Source organism: Streptomyces hygroscopicus subsp. hygroscopicus (assembly GCF_001553455.1).
GTDB lineage: Bacteria > Actinomycetota > Actinomycetes > Streptomycetales > Streptomycetaceae > Streptomyces > Streptomyces hygroscopicus.
The window spans coordinates 1-14297 of the sequence record NZ_BBOX01000463.1; the positions used below are offsets into that span (position 1 = coordinate 1).

Genomic DNA, 14297 nt, shown 5'->3' on the forward strand with positions numbered 1-14297 from the left:
CACCGGGACGGTGCGGCCCGTCCGCGCGCCCCGGCGGCAGCGCTGGCGGCGGTCCGAGGGCGCGCTTAGCGTGGAGAACAGGCAGCGGTCTTCGCGAGACGGTTCGGGGCGACGAGGTGCCGGACCGCTCCTGGTGCGGGAGGTCCGGAATGGACTCCGTCTCCTTCCTTCTGGTCGCCGTCATCCTCACGGCACTGGCCTTCGACTTCACCAACGGCTTCCACGACACGGCCAACTCCATGGCCACATCCATCGCCACCGGAGCGCTGTCGCCCCGGACCGCCGTCGCCGTCGCCGCGGTGCTCAACCTGGCGGGGGCCTTCCTCTCCACGGAAGTGGCCAGGACGATCTCCAACGGCATCGTCGACGACGCCGAGGTCTCCCCGGTCATGATCTTCGCGGGACTGATCGGGGCGATCCTGTGGAATCTGGTCACCTGGCTTGCCGGGCTGCCGTCGAGTTCCTCGCACGCGCTGTTCGGCGGGCTGATCGGCGCGGTGTGGGTGGGCTCGGGAGGATCCGCGGTGCGCTTCACCGCCATCGTCGAGAAGATCGTGGTTCCGGCGCTCGCCTCACCGGTGGTGGCCTGCGCGGTGGCCATGCTGGCGACCTATCTCGCCTACGTGATCACCTGCCGGGTGGCCGCCGGGGTGACGCGGAAGGGCTTCCGCGCCGGCCAGGTGGGGACCGCCTCCCTGGTGGCCCTCGCCCACGGCACCAACGACGCGCAGAAGACGATGGGCGTCATCACCCTCGCCCTCATCTCCGGCGGTGTGCTCGGCCACGGCGCCGGGCCGCCGTGGTGGGTGGTGCTCAGCGCGGGCCTGGCGATCTCGCTGGGCACCTACGCCGGAGGGTGGCGGATCATCCGGACCATGGGAAGGGGGCTGACCGACATCCAGCCCCCACAGGGCTTCGCCGCCGAGACCAGCGCGACCGCGGTGATCCTGGCTTCGTCGCATCTGGGCTTCCCGCTGTCCACCACCCAGGTGTGCACGGGCAGCATCCTGGGGGCCGGGCTGGGCCGCAGGCTCGCCCAGGTGCGCTGGGGGACCGCCGGGCGGATCGCCGTGTCCTGGCTGCTGACCCTGCCCGCGGCGGCGGCCGTGGGCGGCGTCGCGGCCTGGGTGGCGGACCGGGGCAACGGCGGGGTGGCCCTGGTGGCGGGCGTCGCCATCGCGGCGGCGGTGGGCTTCTACGCGCTCTCCCGCCGCAGCCCGGTGAGCCCGGACAACGTCAACGAGCCGCATGTCCCCGAGCGCGCCGAGCGCTCCCTGGGCACCACCGTATGACCCCCGCCGAGAGGAGCCGAAGCCCATGGGCACCACCTGGAGCACGATCGGCGGGGTCCTGGGGGTGAGCCTCGGGGTCACCGTCCTGGTGGTCGTGATGTTCTCCCTGGGCGTCGCCGCCTGGGCCCGCGGCGGCGGCGCCGCCCCGCCCCACGGCGACCGCCGGGGCTGTACGGACCGGGTGGCGACGGCCGCGGCGGTGGCGTGTTTCGCCGCGTGTCTGGCCGTCGCCGGCTATGGCATCGACCTGATCATTCCGGGCTGAGCGGGCTTGCGACAATGGATCCCTGCCGAGCACCGCCGCGGACCGCGGTGCTCATGACCACGCGGGAGACCACGCACGGTGTCAGATACGACCGGAACCCCCTCCGCCGGCCCGGCCGGCGCGGACCGCTCCGCCCTGCGGGCCGACTGCGGCAGCTGCTTCGGACTGTGCTGTGTCGCCCTGCCCTTCGCGGCCTCCGCGGACTTCGCGATCGGCAAGGACGCGGGGAAGCCCTGCCGCAATCTCCGGTCCGACTTCCGCTGCGGTATCCACTCCCGGCTGCGGGAGGAGGGCTTCCCGGGCTGTACGGTCTACGACTGCTTCGGCGCCGGGCAGAAGGTCTCCCAGGTCACCTTCGAGGGCCGCGACTGGCGCCGGCACCCCGGCACGGCCCCGGAGATGTTCGCCGCCTTCCCCGTCGTACGCCACCTCCACGAGCTGCTGTGGTACCTCACCGAGGCGCTGGCCCTGCCCGCCGCCCGGCCCGTCCACGGCGCACTGCGCCAGGCGCTGCACGACACCGAGCGCCTCACCCTCCAGAGCGCCCCCGAGCTGGTGGAGTTCGATCTGGCGGCCCACCGCGACCGGGTCAACCAGCTCCTGCTGCGCACGAGCGAGCTGGTGCGGGCCGGGGTCCCGGGCAGGAAGAAGAACCGCAGGGGAGCCGACCTCATCGGCGCCGACCTCCGGGGAGCCGATCTGCGGGGCGCCAACCTGCGCGGGGCCCAGCTCATCGCGGCCGACCTCACCCGGGCCGATCTGACGGCGGCCGATCTGATCGGGGCCGACTTCCGCGACGCGGATCTGAGCGCGGCCGACCTCCGGGGAGCCGTCTTCCTCACCCAGGCCCAGCTGAGCGCGGCCAGGGGCGACGCCGCCACCCGGCTGCCGCCGGCCCTCACCCGGCCCGCGCACTGGTGACCCGCCCCACACCGGGTGTGCGACCCTGACTGCCATGTCCGACACCGTCGACGCGCCCGTGATCCGTGGCGATGAGCCCGGCTCGTTCGCCCGGAGCGTGCTGGCCGAACGCCATCCGGCCCTGATCGAGAAGGTCCGCGACGCCTTCCCGTACGGCCCCGAGCAGCACCGGGCCCTCGACGCGCTGCGCGCCAACGGCGCCGAGGGCACCATCACCCCGCTCGGGCCCACCGCCTACGACCACGACCGGTGGGCGGTGTGGGGCCGGGGGCACTTCGGCCGGTCCTGGTTCGAGGTCCCGTTCCTGTGGGCGGAGAGCTACTTCTACCGCCGGCTGCTGGACGCCGTGGGCTACTTCGCCGACGGCCCCTGGCGGGGCGTCGATCCGTTCCGCCCCTTCAAACAGGCCGAGCTGCACACCCCGGAGGCGGAGGCCGAACTGGCCACCCTGGATGACGTCCTGGCCTGGCCCGCCGCCGAACAGGCCGCCGCACTGGTGCACGGCTCGCTGTGGGGCAACCGCGCGGACCTGGGCTTCCGCATCTCCTCAGCGGGTGGGGACAGCCACGGCGCCGGGACACCGCCCCTGGTCGCCGACGACGCCGAGGCACTGTGGTCGCTGCTGCCCGCCGATTCCCCGGCCACCCTGTGCGTGGTGGCGGACAACGCCGGGCGGGAACTCCTCCCCGACCTCGTGCTGATCGACCATGTGCTCCGCCACGGGCGCGCCGAGCGGGCGGTGCTCCTGGTCAAGCCGTATCCGTACTACGTCTCCGACGCCACCACGGAGGACGTCGTCGACTGTCTGCGCCGTCTGACCGGGGCGGAGGGCGCCGCGGCCGGGGCCGGCCGGCGGCTGTGGGCGGCCATGGCCGACGGGCGGCTCGCGGTGCGGACGCATGACTTCTTCCGCGCGCCGCTGCCGTACCAGGACATGCCCGGCGATCTGCGGCGTGAGTTCGCCGGGGCCACCCTCACCGTCATGAAGGGCGATCTGAACTACCGCCGTCTGGTCGGCGACCGGCTGTGGCCCCCGACCACCTCCTTCGCCGACCGCACCGCGTACTTCCCCGGCCCGGTGGCCGCGCTGCGCACCCTGAAGTCGGATGTGATCGTCGGCCTCGACGAGCCGGCCGTGGCCGCGCTGGACGCGCAGGGGGGCCGGTGGCGCACCAGCGGTACCCATGCGCTGATCCAGGTACGGCGGTGACGGGGCGCTCCCCCCGCCCCTGAGGATGGGGGCAGCGCCGTGGCCGGTGTCCGAGGGGCCGTCTCCGGCGTTACCCGCCGATGTGGTTGAGGCAGGTGCTGCCGATGTTGACTTCACCGCTCGGAGCCCCGACGGAGGTGTGGGCGGTGGCACTCGTCGCGGTGTCGCAGTCGTTCTTCTGGAAGATGAAGCTGGTGATGTCGATGTTGGTGGGGTTTCCCATGTTTCGGTCGGAGCCGCCGCCGAGACCGCCGCCGTAGCCGTTGGCGGCCGCGGTGCCGGTGCCGAGGAGCACCAGGGTGCCGGCGGTGGCGGCCAGCAGGGCGGCCTTCTTCGCGATCTGCATGGATTCCTCCGTGTCGGGTTCGCAGTGCGAGATGTCTGACGATCCGATTTAACGGAGGGGGCCGGGAGGGAGCCGGGTAAGCGCACCGGAGAGTGGCCCGTTCGGCGCACCATGTCATCCATATCCAGGGCCGAAGAACGCGCTCCCCTCGCCTTCCGGGAGGCGAGGGGAGCGCTGTGCCGGTGATCTCAGGTTGTCAGCGTCCCGACGTCACCCGCCGATGGCGTTGACGCAGGTGCTGCCGATGTGGAGGTCACCGGCCGGAGCCGCCCCGCCGGTGTGGGTGGTGAGACCGGTGGAGGTGTCGCAGTCGTTGCTCTGGAAGATGAAGCTGGTGATGTCGATGTTGGTGGGGTTTCCCATGTTTTGGTCGGAGCCGCCGCCGAGACCGCCGCCGTAGCCGTTGGCGGCCGCGGTGCCGGTGCCGAGGAGCACCAGGGTGCCGGCGGTGGCGGCCAGCAGGGCGGCCTTCTTCGCGATCTGCATGGATTCCTCCGTGTCGGGTTCGCAGTGCGAGATGTCTGACGATCCGATTTAACGGAGGGGGCCGGGAGGAAGCCGGGTAAGCGCACCGAGGAGTGACCCGCCCGGCCTACTCCTGACCACCGTGGAGGGTGACCGCGCGGCGGAGGGCGTCCCGGCACGCCAGGATCGCCGGATGCCCGCCGCTGCCGCGGCGTACGACGGTGAGGACGCGGCGGGCGCGCCGGCCGCGGGGGAGCTGTCGCAGGGCGACGGTCGGGCGGTGTCCGCCCCAGACGAGGTCGGGGAGGAAGGCGGCGGCGTGCCCCTGCTCCACCAGGCGGAGGTGGAGCAGGAGGTCGGTGGTCTCGAACCGTACGTCCGGTTCGAAACCGGCCTCGCGGCAGAGGGCCATCGCCCAGTGGCGTGCGGCGGTGCCCTCGGGCTCCATCACCCAGGGGCGGCCGTCGAGTGAGCGCAGCGCCGCCATCGGTCCCCCGGTGGCCGGGCGGGGTGCCCCTTCGGGCAGGGCGAGGCGCAGGGGGTCGCGGAACAGGTCTTCCTGTTCGAGTTCGGCGGGCCGCTGATTGGGGCTGCCGGGGTATTCCTCGGCGAGGACCAGGTCGAAGTCGCGGGCCTGCAGGGCGGGCAGGGACTTTTCCGGCTCCATGTGGGTGACGTGGACGCGCAGCTGGGGGTGGCGGTCGCGGAGCAGGTCGAGGGTGGTCGGCAGCAGGGCCAGGGCGGCCGTCTGGAACGAGGCGATGCGCAGGGTGCCGGTCAGGTCGGTCAGGGAGGTGGCGATGTCCGCCTCCGCGCGCTCCAGCCGTTCGAGGATCGCCTCGGTGTGGGCGACGAGGATCTCGGCCTGTTCGGTCAGCCGCACCCGCCGGCCGACCGGTTCCAGGAGACGGACGCCGACCTCCGCCTCCAGCTGCGAGAGCTGCTGGGAGACGGAAGAGGGGGCGTAGGACAGGGCCGCGGCGACGGCCGCGAGGGTGCCGCGGTGTCTGAGTTCGCGCAGCAGGCGCAGTCGGTGCAGGTCGAACATCGGCAGCCCGCGCTCCTCGCCGTTCCTCAAGCCCCAATCATCGGTTCTTCCGATGAGTATAGGTCGGAAACCTTCGCTGGACCCGATCACCGGACGCGGTGGACCCTGGTCAGGTGTCTGTTGAGAACGCTTCCTCCCTCCCCGCGCCGCCGTGGTTCGCGCGGCCCGGTGCCCGCGCCTGGCGGTGTGCGCCCGCCCCCGCCGAGGTGCGGGGCTTCCACGCCGCGCTGCCCGGCTACGCCCCCACGCCGCTGACCGAACTCCCGCCGCTGGCCGCCGAGTTCGCGGTCGGCCGGATCTTCGTCAAGGACGAGTCGTGCCGTCTGGGGCTGCCCGCGTTCAAGGCGCTGGGCGCGTCCTGGGCCGTCCACCGGGTCCTCGCCGAACGGGCCGCGGACGGAGCGGCACCGGGCCCGGTCACGCTGGTCACCGCCACCGACGGCAACCACGGCCGCGCGGTGGCGCGGATGGCACGCCTGCTCGGGCAGCGCGCCCACGTCTTCGTTCCGCGGGGTGTGCATCCGCGGGCCGCCGCGGCCATCGCCGCCGAGCGGGCGAAGGTCACCGAGGTTCCGGGGCCGTACGACGAGGCGGTGCGCCTGGCGGCCCAGGCGGCGGCCGGGCCGGACGCGGTCCTGGTACAGGACACGGCCTGGCCGGGCTACGAGCGGATCCCGCGGTGGATCGTCGAGGGGTACTCCACCCTCTGCGCCGAGATCGACGAGCAGCTGGCGGCCCAAGGCGTCCGCCGGGGGCCGGATCTCGTCTCCATACCGGTGGGTGTGGGGTCGCTGGCCCAGGCCGTGGTCACCCACTACCGCAGCCGTCCGTCCGGGTGGGCGCCCGCACTGCTGTCGGTGGAGCCGGAGCCCGCGGCCTGCGTACTGGAGAGCCTCACCCTCGGTGAACCCGTCAGCGTCAGCACCGGCGACACCGCCATGGCCGGGCTGAACTGCGGTACGCCGTCCAGCATCGCCTGGCCCCATCTGCACGGCGGACTGGACGCGGCGGTCGCCGTCTCCGACGCCGACGCTGCCCGCGCGGCCGCCCGCCTCGCCGCTCTCGGCGTCTCCTCGGGTCCCTGCGGGGCCGCGGCGCTCGCCGGCCTCACCGCGGCGCTCACCGGCACGGGCGCCGACGAGCGCCGTACGGCGCTGGGGCTGGGCCCGTCCTCGGTGGTCGTGCTGCTCAGCACCGAGGGCCCGGACGCCAACCCGCACTCCACCACCACCGACCGTTGACACCACCGGCCGCTGACACCGCAGGCCGCAGCAGACCACCGACCGCAGTAGGCCACCGACCGCAGACGTCCCGCCCCCGGAAGGCCCTCGTGCTGAACGACCGCATCCACACCCCGCCGCCGGCCCGTTCCACCGGGAGGAGGACGGCGGCGTGCTGAGCCACTTCGCGGCCGCCCTCGGCGTGCTGAGCCTGCTGACCGTCGTGCCCGGCCCGGACATGGCGGTGGTGACCCGGCGCGCCGTCGCGGCCGGCCCCGCGGACGCGCTGCGGACCGTGGGCGGGATCGTGACCGGGCTGCTGACCTGGGGCGCGCTGACCGTGGCCGGGCTCGCGGCGGTGCTGGCCGCCTCGGCCGCGGCCTACCTGGCCGTCACGCTCCTGGGCGCCGGCTACCTGGTGTTCCTGGGCGCGCAGGCGCTGTGGCACAACCGCCGGGACGCCCCCGCGCCGGCCGGTCCCGGCACCCGCCCCACGGCCGGGAGCCCGTGGCGGACCGGCCTGGTCAGCAATGTCCTCAACCCGAAGATCGCCGTCTGCTACACCGGGCTGCTCCCCGCGCTGGCCCCGCCCCGGCTGCCCGCCGCCTGGGCCATGACGCTCCTGGTCCTCCTCCACGCCGTCCTCACCCTCGCCTGGCTGGGCGGTTATGTGTTCCTGCTGGCCAAGGCCGGGCCGCTCCTCCAGCGGCCTCGCGTCCAGCGCGCGCTCGGGCGGACCACAGGCGTCGTGCTGATCGGCTTCGGCCTCGCGGTGGCCACCGCGTCCGCCTGACCGGCCGGCGCCGAGGCCGGCCCGGCGGTGTGTACGCTGGCCACTTCCGCCGGAAAGCGAGCTCCCCATGACACCGTCCCCCCGCGCCTTCGACGAGCTGCCCTTCGTAGAACATCTGCGGCCGTTCGAGGGGGTGTTGGCGGAGGACGGCGACTACGACACCGTGCGGCTGGACGGCGACACCTTCGACGGGGCCGTCGGCGACAACGCCCGGTTCCTCGAGTCCGCGTTCTCCTCGGTGACCTTCGCCGGGGGCCGGTGCCGCGGGGCCCGGTTCAACGATGTGTGGCTGGACGGGGTGCGGTGGACCGGGACCGATCTGGCGGACACCGACTGGCTGGACGGCGAGCTCATCGGCTGTGTGCTGGCCGGGCTGGAGATGTTCTCCACCCGGCTGCACCGGGTGACCTTCCACCGGTGCAAGCTGGAGTCGGTGAATCTGCGCACGGCCACGCTGCGGAGCGTCCGGTTCGTGGACTGTGTGCTGCGCGACGTCGACTTCGGCGGCGCGAACCTGACCGACGTGGCATTTCCGGGGTCGGCGCTGAAGGGTGTGCGGTTCGGCAAGGCGCGGATGGCGAAGGTCGATCTGCGGGAGGCCACCCGGCTGGAGATCGCCGATGGCCATGACGCCCTGCGCGGCGCCACCATCGGCAGCGGGCAGCTGGCGGAGCTGGCGCCGATGCTCGCCGACGCCCTGGGGATCACCGTACGGGACCACGGAAGCGCGAACTGAGCAGGCGCCTCCCGCCGGCCACGGCAGGGGTGTCCGGTGTCCCACCGGTGGCGGGTCCGTACGGCGGGGCGTCCGTCACCGGCGGGCCGGCCAGGGCCGTGGCGGCAGCGGGCCGCGCTACCGCCTGCGGATCGCGCCGCGGATGAACGCGGCCTGTCCGGTGTGCTGCAGATCGTCGGCGATCACGCTGACCAGCCGGACGCCGAGGGTCACCGCGGGGGTCCATCGCTCGTCCACGATCCGGTCCAGCTCACCGTTGCCCAGCCCCCTGACGAAGGCGAGCGTGTTCTCGTGGACCGCGTCGTAGTACCCGGTGAGCAGTTCGGCGTCGGCCCGCACCGCCGCCACGTCCTTGCTCCGGTGGCCGTAGCCGGTGGCCTCCGGAGGGAACGGCAGGCCGAACCGCTCGGCCCAGCCCTCGGAGGTCCACAGCTGCTCGGTGCCCGCCGCGTCGGCGATGTGGTCGTCCTGGATACGGGTCAGATGCCACACCAGCCAGGCGATCGAATTCGCCCCGCTGTCCAGCCGTACGGCCAGCTCCTCCTCGGAGAGCCCGTCCACGGCCGCGTGCACCTCCTCGTACACCCGGCCGAAGGCGTCGGCCAGCAGATCGGCGCTGTTCATTGGCGGCTCCTTCGCTCGTCGTGACCCCGGCCATGGTCGCACCCCGCGGCCCCGGCCGCGGGGTGCCGACTCGCCGGGACGCGCCTCATACCGGCGGGACGAGGGTGAAGTAGCGGTCGAGCACCGCCCGGTCGCCCGTCACCTCGTCGAGCCGCTCGGCGGGGATCCGCTGCCACAGGTACAGCATCAGATCCGATGCGGTCCCGGCCAGTTCGACATCGCACGCCGGGTCGGCGGTGCCCCCGTCGGCGGCGTCCTCCGCCGTGGCGTCCTCTTCCGTGGCGCCCGTGGTGAGGTGGATGTCGTCGCCGTCGAACCGGACCGTCCACAGGCCCGGACCGTCGGTCCGGCGGAACCGGAACCGTTCGCCCGCTCCGGCGGGGGCCTCTCGCCAGGTCCGCCGGGCCGGTGCCATCACCTCGAAGGTCTGGGTCACGGCGTCCACCGCGAGTTCGGGCTCGACCGGCCGGGCTCGCCGGCCGGTCGCCCGCTCGGCGTCCCAGCGGTGCAGGGCCGCCTCGATGGTCTGCATCCGCAGCCAGAAGCCCGTGGTCCGCTCGGCCGACCAGGTCCACACCGGCACCCGCGGATCGACGCTCCGGAACAGCGCCTCGAGCCGGTCGGCGCCCTCGGCGAACCAGTCGACCAGGCCCACCGGCACCGGGCCGTGATGCGGCCCGCCGGTGGGCCGCGGCCAGTCGGCGTGGTCCTCGGGAAGGTCGAAGAGGGTGATGTCCGTGAGGTCCGGCTGCTCGGTGAGCCGGTCCTGGATGACCCGGGCGAGCAGGCGGTGCACCCCGCCCAGGTGCAGCACCAGATCCGACATCGTCCAGCCGGGGCAGGAGGGGATCAGCGGCGCGTCCGTCCCGTCGGCGGCACCGCGGGCCGTCTGCTCGAACGCCAGGATCTCACGGTGGAAATGGGCTGAGTAGTCCATGGCCGCACTCTGCCAGGCCGCGACCGGACTCTGCCATACCTCGTCCGGCCACCCGGTCCGCCTTCGCTGCCGGCAGACCGGATCGGCGTCCGGCGAAGGAACACCCGCCCGGCGGGCCGCCGTTGTTAGCTTTCCTGTCCAACCGGCGCGACATCCGAGGACAAGGGAGCACGACCATGGTGACGACCAGGCGGATCGAGTACCCCGTGGACGGTACGACGATGGTGGGCCATCTGGCGCTGCCCGGCGGAACGGACCGGCGCCCCGCCGTGCTGATCGCCCACGAGGGTCCGGGCATCACCGACCACCAGCGCCTGCGCGCCGACCGGCTCGCCGAACTCGGCTATGTGGCCTTCGTCCTCGACTACCACGGCGGCGGACGGTTCATCGAGGACCGCGAGGAGATGTTCGCGCGGGTCGACGAGTTGCTCGCCGACCCCGACCGCATGCGCGCCCTCGGCGGAGCCGGGCTCGCGGTTCTGACCGCAGAACCCAGGACCGACACCTCCCGCGTCGCCGCCATCGGCTACTGCCTGGGCGGCACCATGGCCCTGGAACTCGCCCGGGGTGGCGCGGACCTCAAGGCCGTGGTCGGCTTCCACCCCGCCCTGACGACCACCCGGCCCGGGGACGCCGCCAACATCACCGGCAAGGTGCTGGTGTGCGTCGGGTCCGAGGACCCGTTCGCCCCCGCCGAGCACCGGCTGGCCTTCGAGGAGGAGATGCGGGCCGCCGGGGTCGACTGGCGCATGCACCTCCACGGCGGCGCCCTGCACAGCTTCACCCACCCGGACCTTCAACCCGATCCCTCCGCCCGCCCGGGGATCGGCTACCACCGGGCCTCCGCCGAACGGTCCTGGCGGGCCATGCTCGACCTGTTCGAGGAGGTGTTCCCGTCCGCGGTGTGAACGGCGGACGCCGGACGCGGCGCTCACCGGCGCACCGCCGGCCAGCCCACGGGCGGCGCGCCGGGCTCGATCAGTTGCCCTGTGCGGCGCACGGGCTGCCGGGGGCGGCTCACCGTGCTGGGCCCGTCATCCGGCAGCGGTTCAGGCCGCGGACGTCCGCAGCGGCGGAACGGCCGGGACCTCCGGCGCGGTGCCGATGTCCTCGGGGGTCACCATGAACTCCGCGGGGTAGGCGTCGCGCCGGGTGCGGCGCGCGGGCTCGCTGGTGCGCCACATGTACAGGCACCGCCCGCACTGGAGCACCTCCCAGACGCCGGGGACGGGGGAGTCGAAGATGTGCTCGATGGCCTCGTGGGCACAGCGCGGGCACAGGGCGTTGGTGTCGGACATCTCGGTCCTTCCGTGGGGTGGCGGAACGGTCGTGGTCAGCGGGTGCCGGCGAGCTTCCGCAGCCGGGCCAGCCACTCACCGGCCTCGGGCAGATCGCGCACCTGGGTGCCGTAGTTGCCGCGGCTGTCGGGGGCGACCGGGGTGGTGGCGTCGATGATGAGCTTGTCGGTGATGCCGGGCGTGACGGCCTGCGGGGCCAGCTCCAGCACCGGCAGGTTGGGGATCTGGACCAGATCGCCGGCCGGGTTCATCTTCGTCGACAGCGCCCACATCACCTGGGGGAGGTTGAACGGGTCGACGTCCTCGTCCACCACGATGACGGTGGCGGCGTAGCCGAGGCCGTGCGGAGTGGTCAGCACCCGCATGCCGACGGCCTTGGCGAAACCGCCGTAGCGCTTCTTGGTGGAGACGATGACGACCAGCCCGTGGGTGTACATCGCGTTGACCGCCTGGACCTCGGGGAAGTCGCGCCGCAGCTGCTTGTACAGCGGTACGCAGGTGTTCGCGGCGATCAGATAGTCCACCTCGGTCCACGGCATGCCGAGGTAGAGGTGCTCGAAGACCGGGTCGGTGCGGTAGGAGATCCTGTCCACGCGGATGACGGGCATGTTCCGGCCGCCGGAGTAGTGGCCGGTGAACTCGCCGAACGGGCCCTCGATCTCCCGCTTGCGGCCCTCGATGACACCTTCGATGACCACCTCGCTGCCCCACGGCACGGGGAGCCCGGTGAGCGGGGCCCTGGCGAGCGGCGCGGGCGCCCCGCGCAGGGCACCGGCCAGCTCGTACTCGTTCTGCTCGTACTCCATCGGGGTGGAGGCCACGATGGAGATCACCGGTTCGTTGCCGAGCGTGATGGCCACGGGCAGGTCCTCGCCCCGCTCCTCGGCGGTGTGCAGGTGCTGGGCGATGTCGTGCATCGGCACCGGCTGGATGGCGAGCGTGCGCCTGCCCTTGACCTCGATGCGGTAGATGCCGACGTTCTGCTTGCCGCTGTTCCCGGGGTCGGCGGGGTCCTTGGAGACCACGGCCGCCTTGTCGAGGTAGAAGCCCCCGTCGCCGTCGTTGAGCCGGATCAGCGGAAGCACCCGGAAGATGTCGGCGTCCTCGCCCTCCAGGGTGTTCTCGGCCCACAGCGGGTTCTCGCGCCACTCGGGGGCGACCGGGAAGGTGTCCCAGCGGCGGATGAACTCCTCCACCTGCTCCTTGGTGCCGGTCTCCTTGGGCAGGCCGAGCGCGAGGGCGTGATTGGCCCAGGAACCGTGCACATTGAGCGCGATCCGCGCGTCGGTGAAGCCCTTGACGTTGTCGAAGTACAGGGCGGGGGCGTGGTCGCCCAGGCGCGGGGCGGCGTTCGCGGCGGCGGCGATGTCCGGCTCCGGCATCACCTCGTCGGTGATGTGCAGCAACTGGCCCTCCTGCCGGAGCGCTTGGAGGAAGCCGCGGAAGTCGTCATATGGCATGGGAACTCCAATGAGGGGAGGCGTGGGGGAGTCAGGGGGAGTCAGACGGCAGTGGGCCTCGGACCGCGGGCGGCGCGCATGCCCTCCCACCGCTTGGCGGCGGGCGACGGCAGGTCGAACTGGTCGAGGAGGCGGGCCGTGACGTGATCGACGATGTCGTCCACCGACCGCGGGTGGTTGTAGAAGGCGGGCATGGGCGGGACCATCCGCACACCCATCCGGGACAGCGCCAGCATGTTCTCCAGGTGGATCTCGCTGAGCGGGGTCTCCCTGGGGACGAGGACGAGCGTGCGCCGCTCCTTGAGCACCACGTCCGCGGCGCGGCCCACCAGGCCCTCGGCGTATCCAGCGCGGATCCCGGCGAGGGTCTTCATCGAGCACGGCGCGATGATCATGCCGTCGGTGCGGAAGGAGCCGGAGGAGATGGTGGCGCCCTGGTCCTCGGGGGAGTGCGTCACATCGGCGAGCGCGGCCACCTCACGGGCGGACCGGCCGGTCTCCAGCTCGATCGTGGTGCGCGCCCAGCGGCTGAGCACCAGATGGGTCTCCACCTCGGGCAGCTCGGCCAGATGCTCCAGCAGCCGGACGCCGAACACGGCACCCGTTGCTCCCGTCATGCCCACGATCAATCGCACGGTGGCGCGCTCCTTCGGCTGCGGTCGATGGATGGAAGGGAAGAGAAAGGAAGAGAAAGGAATGGCAGGGAATGGCAGGGAAGTGAATGGCAGGGAAAGGTAGCGAGGGGCGAGGACTCTTTCGGTCACCCGTTCATCGCAACGCTCACCACGCTAGATGCGGACCAGCGCACACCCCCCGTACACTGAAGACGCGCTATGGACAGAAACGGACACCGTGATGTCACCGAGGTTCCGTTCCGGCCCTCCGTGGGAGCACCGCCGGGAGCGGCGGTGCTGGACTTCCCCGGGCTGGCCGCCCGTGCGCACAGCCACGGCCTCGATGTGCACGCCCCGATGCGGCTCGCCTTCCACCAGCTGATCACCGTGCGTTCCGGTGTGCTGCGCTGCTCGGTGGACTTCACCGAGTACGAGCTGACCGAGGGCGGCTGGATGTGGGTGCGCCCCGGGCAGATCCACCAGTTCCGCTCCGCCCTCGGCGCCGCCGAGGGCACCGCCGTCCTCTTCCCGCCCGGCTATCTCGGCGCCGCCACCGCCGCGGCCGCCCGGCTGGACCAGCCCGCGCCGCGGCTTCCGCTGATGGTCCCCGAAGGTGCCGAGGCCGAGGCCCTCCGTAGCCTCGTGGACCTGCTGGAGAACGAGTACCGGACGATGTCCGGGCCGCTGGAGGCGCATATCGAGGTGGTGCGGCACCTCGTCGCCGTCCTGGTGCTGCGGCTGGCCCATCTGCCCGGCGCCGCGAGCGGGGACACGGCGGGCAGCGAGGCGTTCCGCCGCTTCCAGCAGGCCGTGGAGCGCGACTACACCCGCACCCACCGCGTGGAGGACTACGCGGCCCGGCTGGGCTACAGCGTCCGCACCCTCACCCGCGCCACCCGGGCCACGGCCGGATGCGGAGCCAAGCGGTTCATCGACGACCGGGTGCTGCTCGAGGCCAAGCGGCTGCTGGTGCACACCGATCTGTCCGCCACGGCCATCGGGGAGCGGCTCGGCTTCCCGGACGCCACCGTCTTCACCAAGTTCTTCCGGCGGCGCTCCGGCGAGACC

At 72.8% G+C, this 14297-nt stretch carries 17 protein-coding genes; 9 read left to right on the forward strand and 8 right to left on the reverse strand.

Annotation, left to right across the window (positions count from 1 at the left end; genetic code table 11):
- Positions 1 to 149: 149 nt before the first annotated feature.
- The 4 genes from AXW62_RS36015 (at position 150) to AXW62_RS36030 (ending at position 3688) form a co-directional block, all read left to right on the forward strand.
- Complete coding sequence (locus AXW62_RS36015; protein WP_060948115.1) at positions 150 to 1292, forward strand: inorganic phosphate transporter; 1143 nt, start codon at positions 150 to 152, stop codon at positions 1290 to 1292.
- Positions 1293 to 1317: 25 nt separating this feature from the next.
- Positions 1318 to 1557, forward strand: coding sequence for a hypothetical protein (locus tag AXW62_RS36020; RefSeq protein ID WP_060948116.1), 240 nt, complete (start codon positions 1318 to 1320; stop codon positions 1555 to 1557).
- Between the two features lie 78 nt (positions 1558 to 1635).
- Entirely contained in the window at positions 1636 to 2478 is an 843-nt protein-coding gene (locus AXW62_RS36025) for a pentapeptide repeat-containing protein (RefSeq protein WP_060948117.1), read from the forward strand.
- A gap of 34 nt (positions 2479 to 2512) precedes the next feature.
- Entirely contained in the window at positions 2513 to 3688 is a 1176-nt protein-coding gene (locus AXW62_RS36030) for a damage-control phosphatase ARMT1 family protein (RefSeq protein WP_060948118.1), read from the forward strand.
- Between the two features lie 70 nt (positions 3689 to 3758).
- On the opposite strand, the gene AXW62_RS36035 is transcribed toward AXW62_RS36030, so the two are convergent.
- From AXW62_RS36035 to AXW62_RS36045, 3 genes are all read right to left on the reverse strand, one after another.
- The gene (locus AXW62_RS36035) at positions 3759 to 4034 is read right to left on the reverse strand and encodes a hypothetical protein (protein ID WP_060948119.1); all 276 of its coding nucleotides are present in this window, start codon (positions 4032 to 4034) and stop codon (positions 3759 to 3761) included.
- Positions 4035 to 4244: 210 nt separating this feature from the next.
- A complete protein-coding gene (locus AXW62_RS36040) occupies positions 4245 to 4520 on the reverse strand; it encodes a hypothetical protein (protein WP_060948120.1) in 276 nt (91 codons plus the stop codon).
- A gap of 106 nt (positions 4521 to 4626) precedes the next feature.
- Positions 4627 to 5547, reverse strand: a complete 921-nt coding sequence (locus tag AXW62_RS36045) for a LysR family transcriptional regulator (protein ID WP_060948121.1) — start codon at positions 5545 to 5547, stop codon at positions 4627 to 4629.
- A 113-nt stretch (positions 5548 to 5660) separates the two neighbouring features.
- Here AXW62_RS36045 and AXW62_RS36050 point away from each other — a divergent pair, with 113 nt between their 5' ends.
- The 3 genes from AXW62_RS36050 to AXW62_RS36060 all read left to right on the forward strand — a co-directional run bounded on the left by AXW62_RS36050 (position 5661) and on the right by AXW62_RS36060 (position 8296).
- The gene (locus AXW62_RS36050) at positions 5661 to 6788 is read left to right on the forward strand and encodes a diaminopropionate ammonia-lyase (RefSeq protein ID WP_060948122.1); all 1128 of its coding nucleotides are present in this window, start codon (positions 5661 to 5663) and stop codon (positions 6786 to 6788) included.
- A gap of 151 nt (positions 6789 to 6939) precedes the next feature.
- A complete protein-coding gene (locus AXW62_RS36055) occupies positions 6940 to 7560 on the forward strand; it encodes a LysE family translocator (protein ID WP_060948123.1) in 621 nt (206 codons plus the stop codon).
- A 67-nt stretch (positions 7561 to 7627) separates the two neighbouring features.
- Entirely contained in the window at positions 7628 to 8296 is a 669-nt protein-coding gene (locus tag AXW62_RS36060; protein WP_060948124.1) for a pentapeptide repeat-containing protein, read from the forward strand.
- Between the two features lie 117 nt (positions 8297 to 8413).
- Here AXW62_RS36060 and AXW62_RS36065 read toward each other — a convergent pair whose 3' ends face one another.
- Both AXW62_RS36065 and AXW62_RS36070 read right to left on the reverse strand, forming a co-directional pair.
- Entirely contained in the window at positions 8414 to 8920 is a 507-nt protein-coding gene (locus AXW62_RS36065; RefSeq protein WP_060948125.1) for a mycothiol transferase, read from the reverse strand.
- Between the two features lie 85 nt (positions 8921 to 9005).
- The gene (locus tag AXW62_RS36070) at positions 9006 to 9857 is read right to left on the reverse strand and encodes a maleylpyruvate isomerase family mycothiol-dependent enzyme (RefSeq protein ID WP_060948126.1); all 852 of its coding nucleotides are present in this window, start codon (positions 9855 to 9857) and stop codon (positions 9006 to 9008) included.
- A 176-nt stretch (positions 9858 to 10033) separates the two neighbouring features.
- On the opposite strand from AXW62_RS36070, the gene AXW62_RS36075 reads away from it, so the two are divergent.
- Positions 10034 to 10765 (forward strand): dienelactone hydrolase family protein, encoded by a 732-nt coding sequence (locus AXW62_RS36075; RefSeq protein WP_060948127.1) that lies wholly within the window; start codon positions 10034 to 10036, stop codon positions 10763 to 10765.
- A 141-nt stretch (positions 10766 to 10906) separates the two neighbouring features.
- Here AXW62_RS36075 and AXW62_RS36080 read toward each other — a convergent pair whose 3' ends face one another.
- From AXW62_RS36080 to AXW62_RS36090, 3 genes are read right to left on the reverse strand one after another with little or no spacing between them, the layout of a single operon-like run.
- Complete coding sequence (locus tag AXW62_RS36080; RefSeq protein ID WP_060948128.1) at positions 10907 to 11155, reverse strand: non-oxidative hydroxyarylic acid decarboxylases subunit D; 249 nt, start codon at positions 11153 to 11155, stop codon at positions 10907 to 10909.
- A 35-nt stretch (positions 11156 to 11190) separates the two neighbouring features.
- Positions 11191 to 12615, reverse strand: a complete 1425-nt coding sequence (locus AXW62_RS36085) for a non-oxidative hydroxyarylic acid decarboxylases subunit C (protein WP_060948129.1) — start codon at positions 12613 to 12615, stop codon at positions 11191 to 11193.
- Positions 12616 to 12656: 41 nt separating this feature from the next.
- Positions 12657 to 13250, reverse strand: a complete 594-nt coding sequence (locus AXW62_RS36090; protein WP_060948130.1) for a non-oxidative hydroxyarylic acid decarboxylases subunit B — start codon at positions 13248 to 13250, stop codon at positions 12657 to 12659.
- Positions 13251 to 13448: 198 nt separating this feature from the next.
- On the opposite strand from AXW62_RS36090, the gene AXW62_RS36095 reads away from it, so the two are divergent.
- Positions 13449 to 14297, forward strand: an 849-nt coding sequence (locus AXW62_RS36095) for a helix-turn-helix transcriptional regulator (RefSeq protein ID WP_060948131.1), incomplete at its 3' end; no start/stop codon positions are given.

Excerpts from the sequence above, each read along its gene's own strand:
- AXW62_RS36015 (WP_060948115.1), top strand. The coding sequence starts at position 150 with ATGGACTCCGTCTCCTTCCTTCTGGTCGCCGTCATCCTCACGGCACTG.
- AXW62_RS36020 (WP_060948116.1), top strand. The coding sequence starts at position 1,318 with ATGGGCACCACCTGGAGCACGATCGGCGGGGTCCTGGGGGTGAGCCTC.
- AXW62_RS36030 (WP_060948118.1), top strand. The coding sequence starts at position 2,513 with ATGTCCGACACCGTCGACGCGCCCGTGATCCGTGGCGATGAGCCCGGC.
- AXW62_RS36035 (WP_060948119.1), bottom strand. The coding sequence starts at position 4,034 with ATGCAGATCGCGAAGAAGGCCGCCCTGCTGGCCGCCACCGCCGGCACC.
- AXW62_RS36040 (WP_060948120.1), bottom strand. The coding sequence starts at position 4,520 with ATGCAGATCGCGAAGAAGGCCGCCCTGCTGGCCGCCACCGCCGGCACC.
- AXW62_RS36045 (WP_060948121.1), bottom strand. The coding sequence starts at position 5,547 with ATGTTCGACCTGCACCGACTGCGCCTGCTGCGCGAACTCAGACACCGC.
- AXW62_RS36060 (WP_060948124.1), top strand. The coding sequence starts at position 7,628 with ATGACACCGTCCCCCCGCGCCTTCGACGAGCTGCCCTTCGTAGAACAT.
- AXW62_RS36065 (WP_060948125.1), bottom strand. The coding sequence starts at position 8,920 with ATGAACAGCGCCGATCTGCTGGCCGACGCCTTCGGCCGGGTGTACGAG.
- AXW62_RS36070 (WP_060948126.1), bottom strand. The coding sequence starts at position 9,857 with ATGGACTACTCAGCCCATTTCCACCGTGAGATCCTGGCGTTCGAGCAG.
- AXW62_RS36075 (WP_060948127.1), top strand. The coding sequence starts at position 10,034 with ATGGTGACGACCAGGCGGATCGAGTACCCCGTGGACGGTACGACGATG.
- AXW62_RS36080 (WP_060948128.1), bottom strand. The coding sequence starts at position 11,155 with ATGTCCGACACCAACGCCCTGTGCCCGCGCTGTGCCCACGAGGCCATC.
- AXW62_RS36085 (WP_060948129.1), bottom strand. The coding sequence starts at position 12,615 with ATGCCATATGACGACTTCCGCGGCTTCCTCCAAGCGCTCCGGCAGGAG.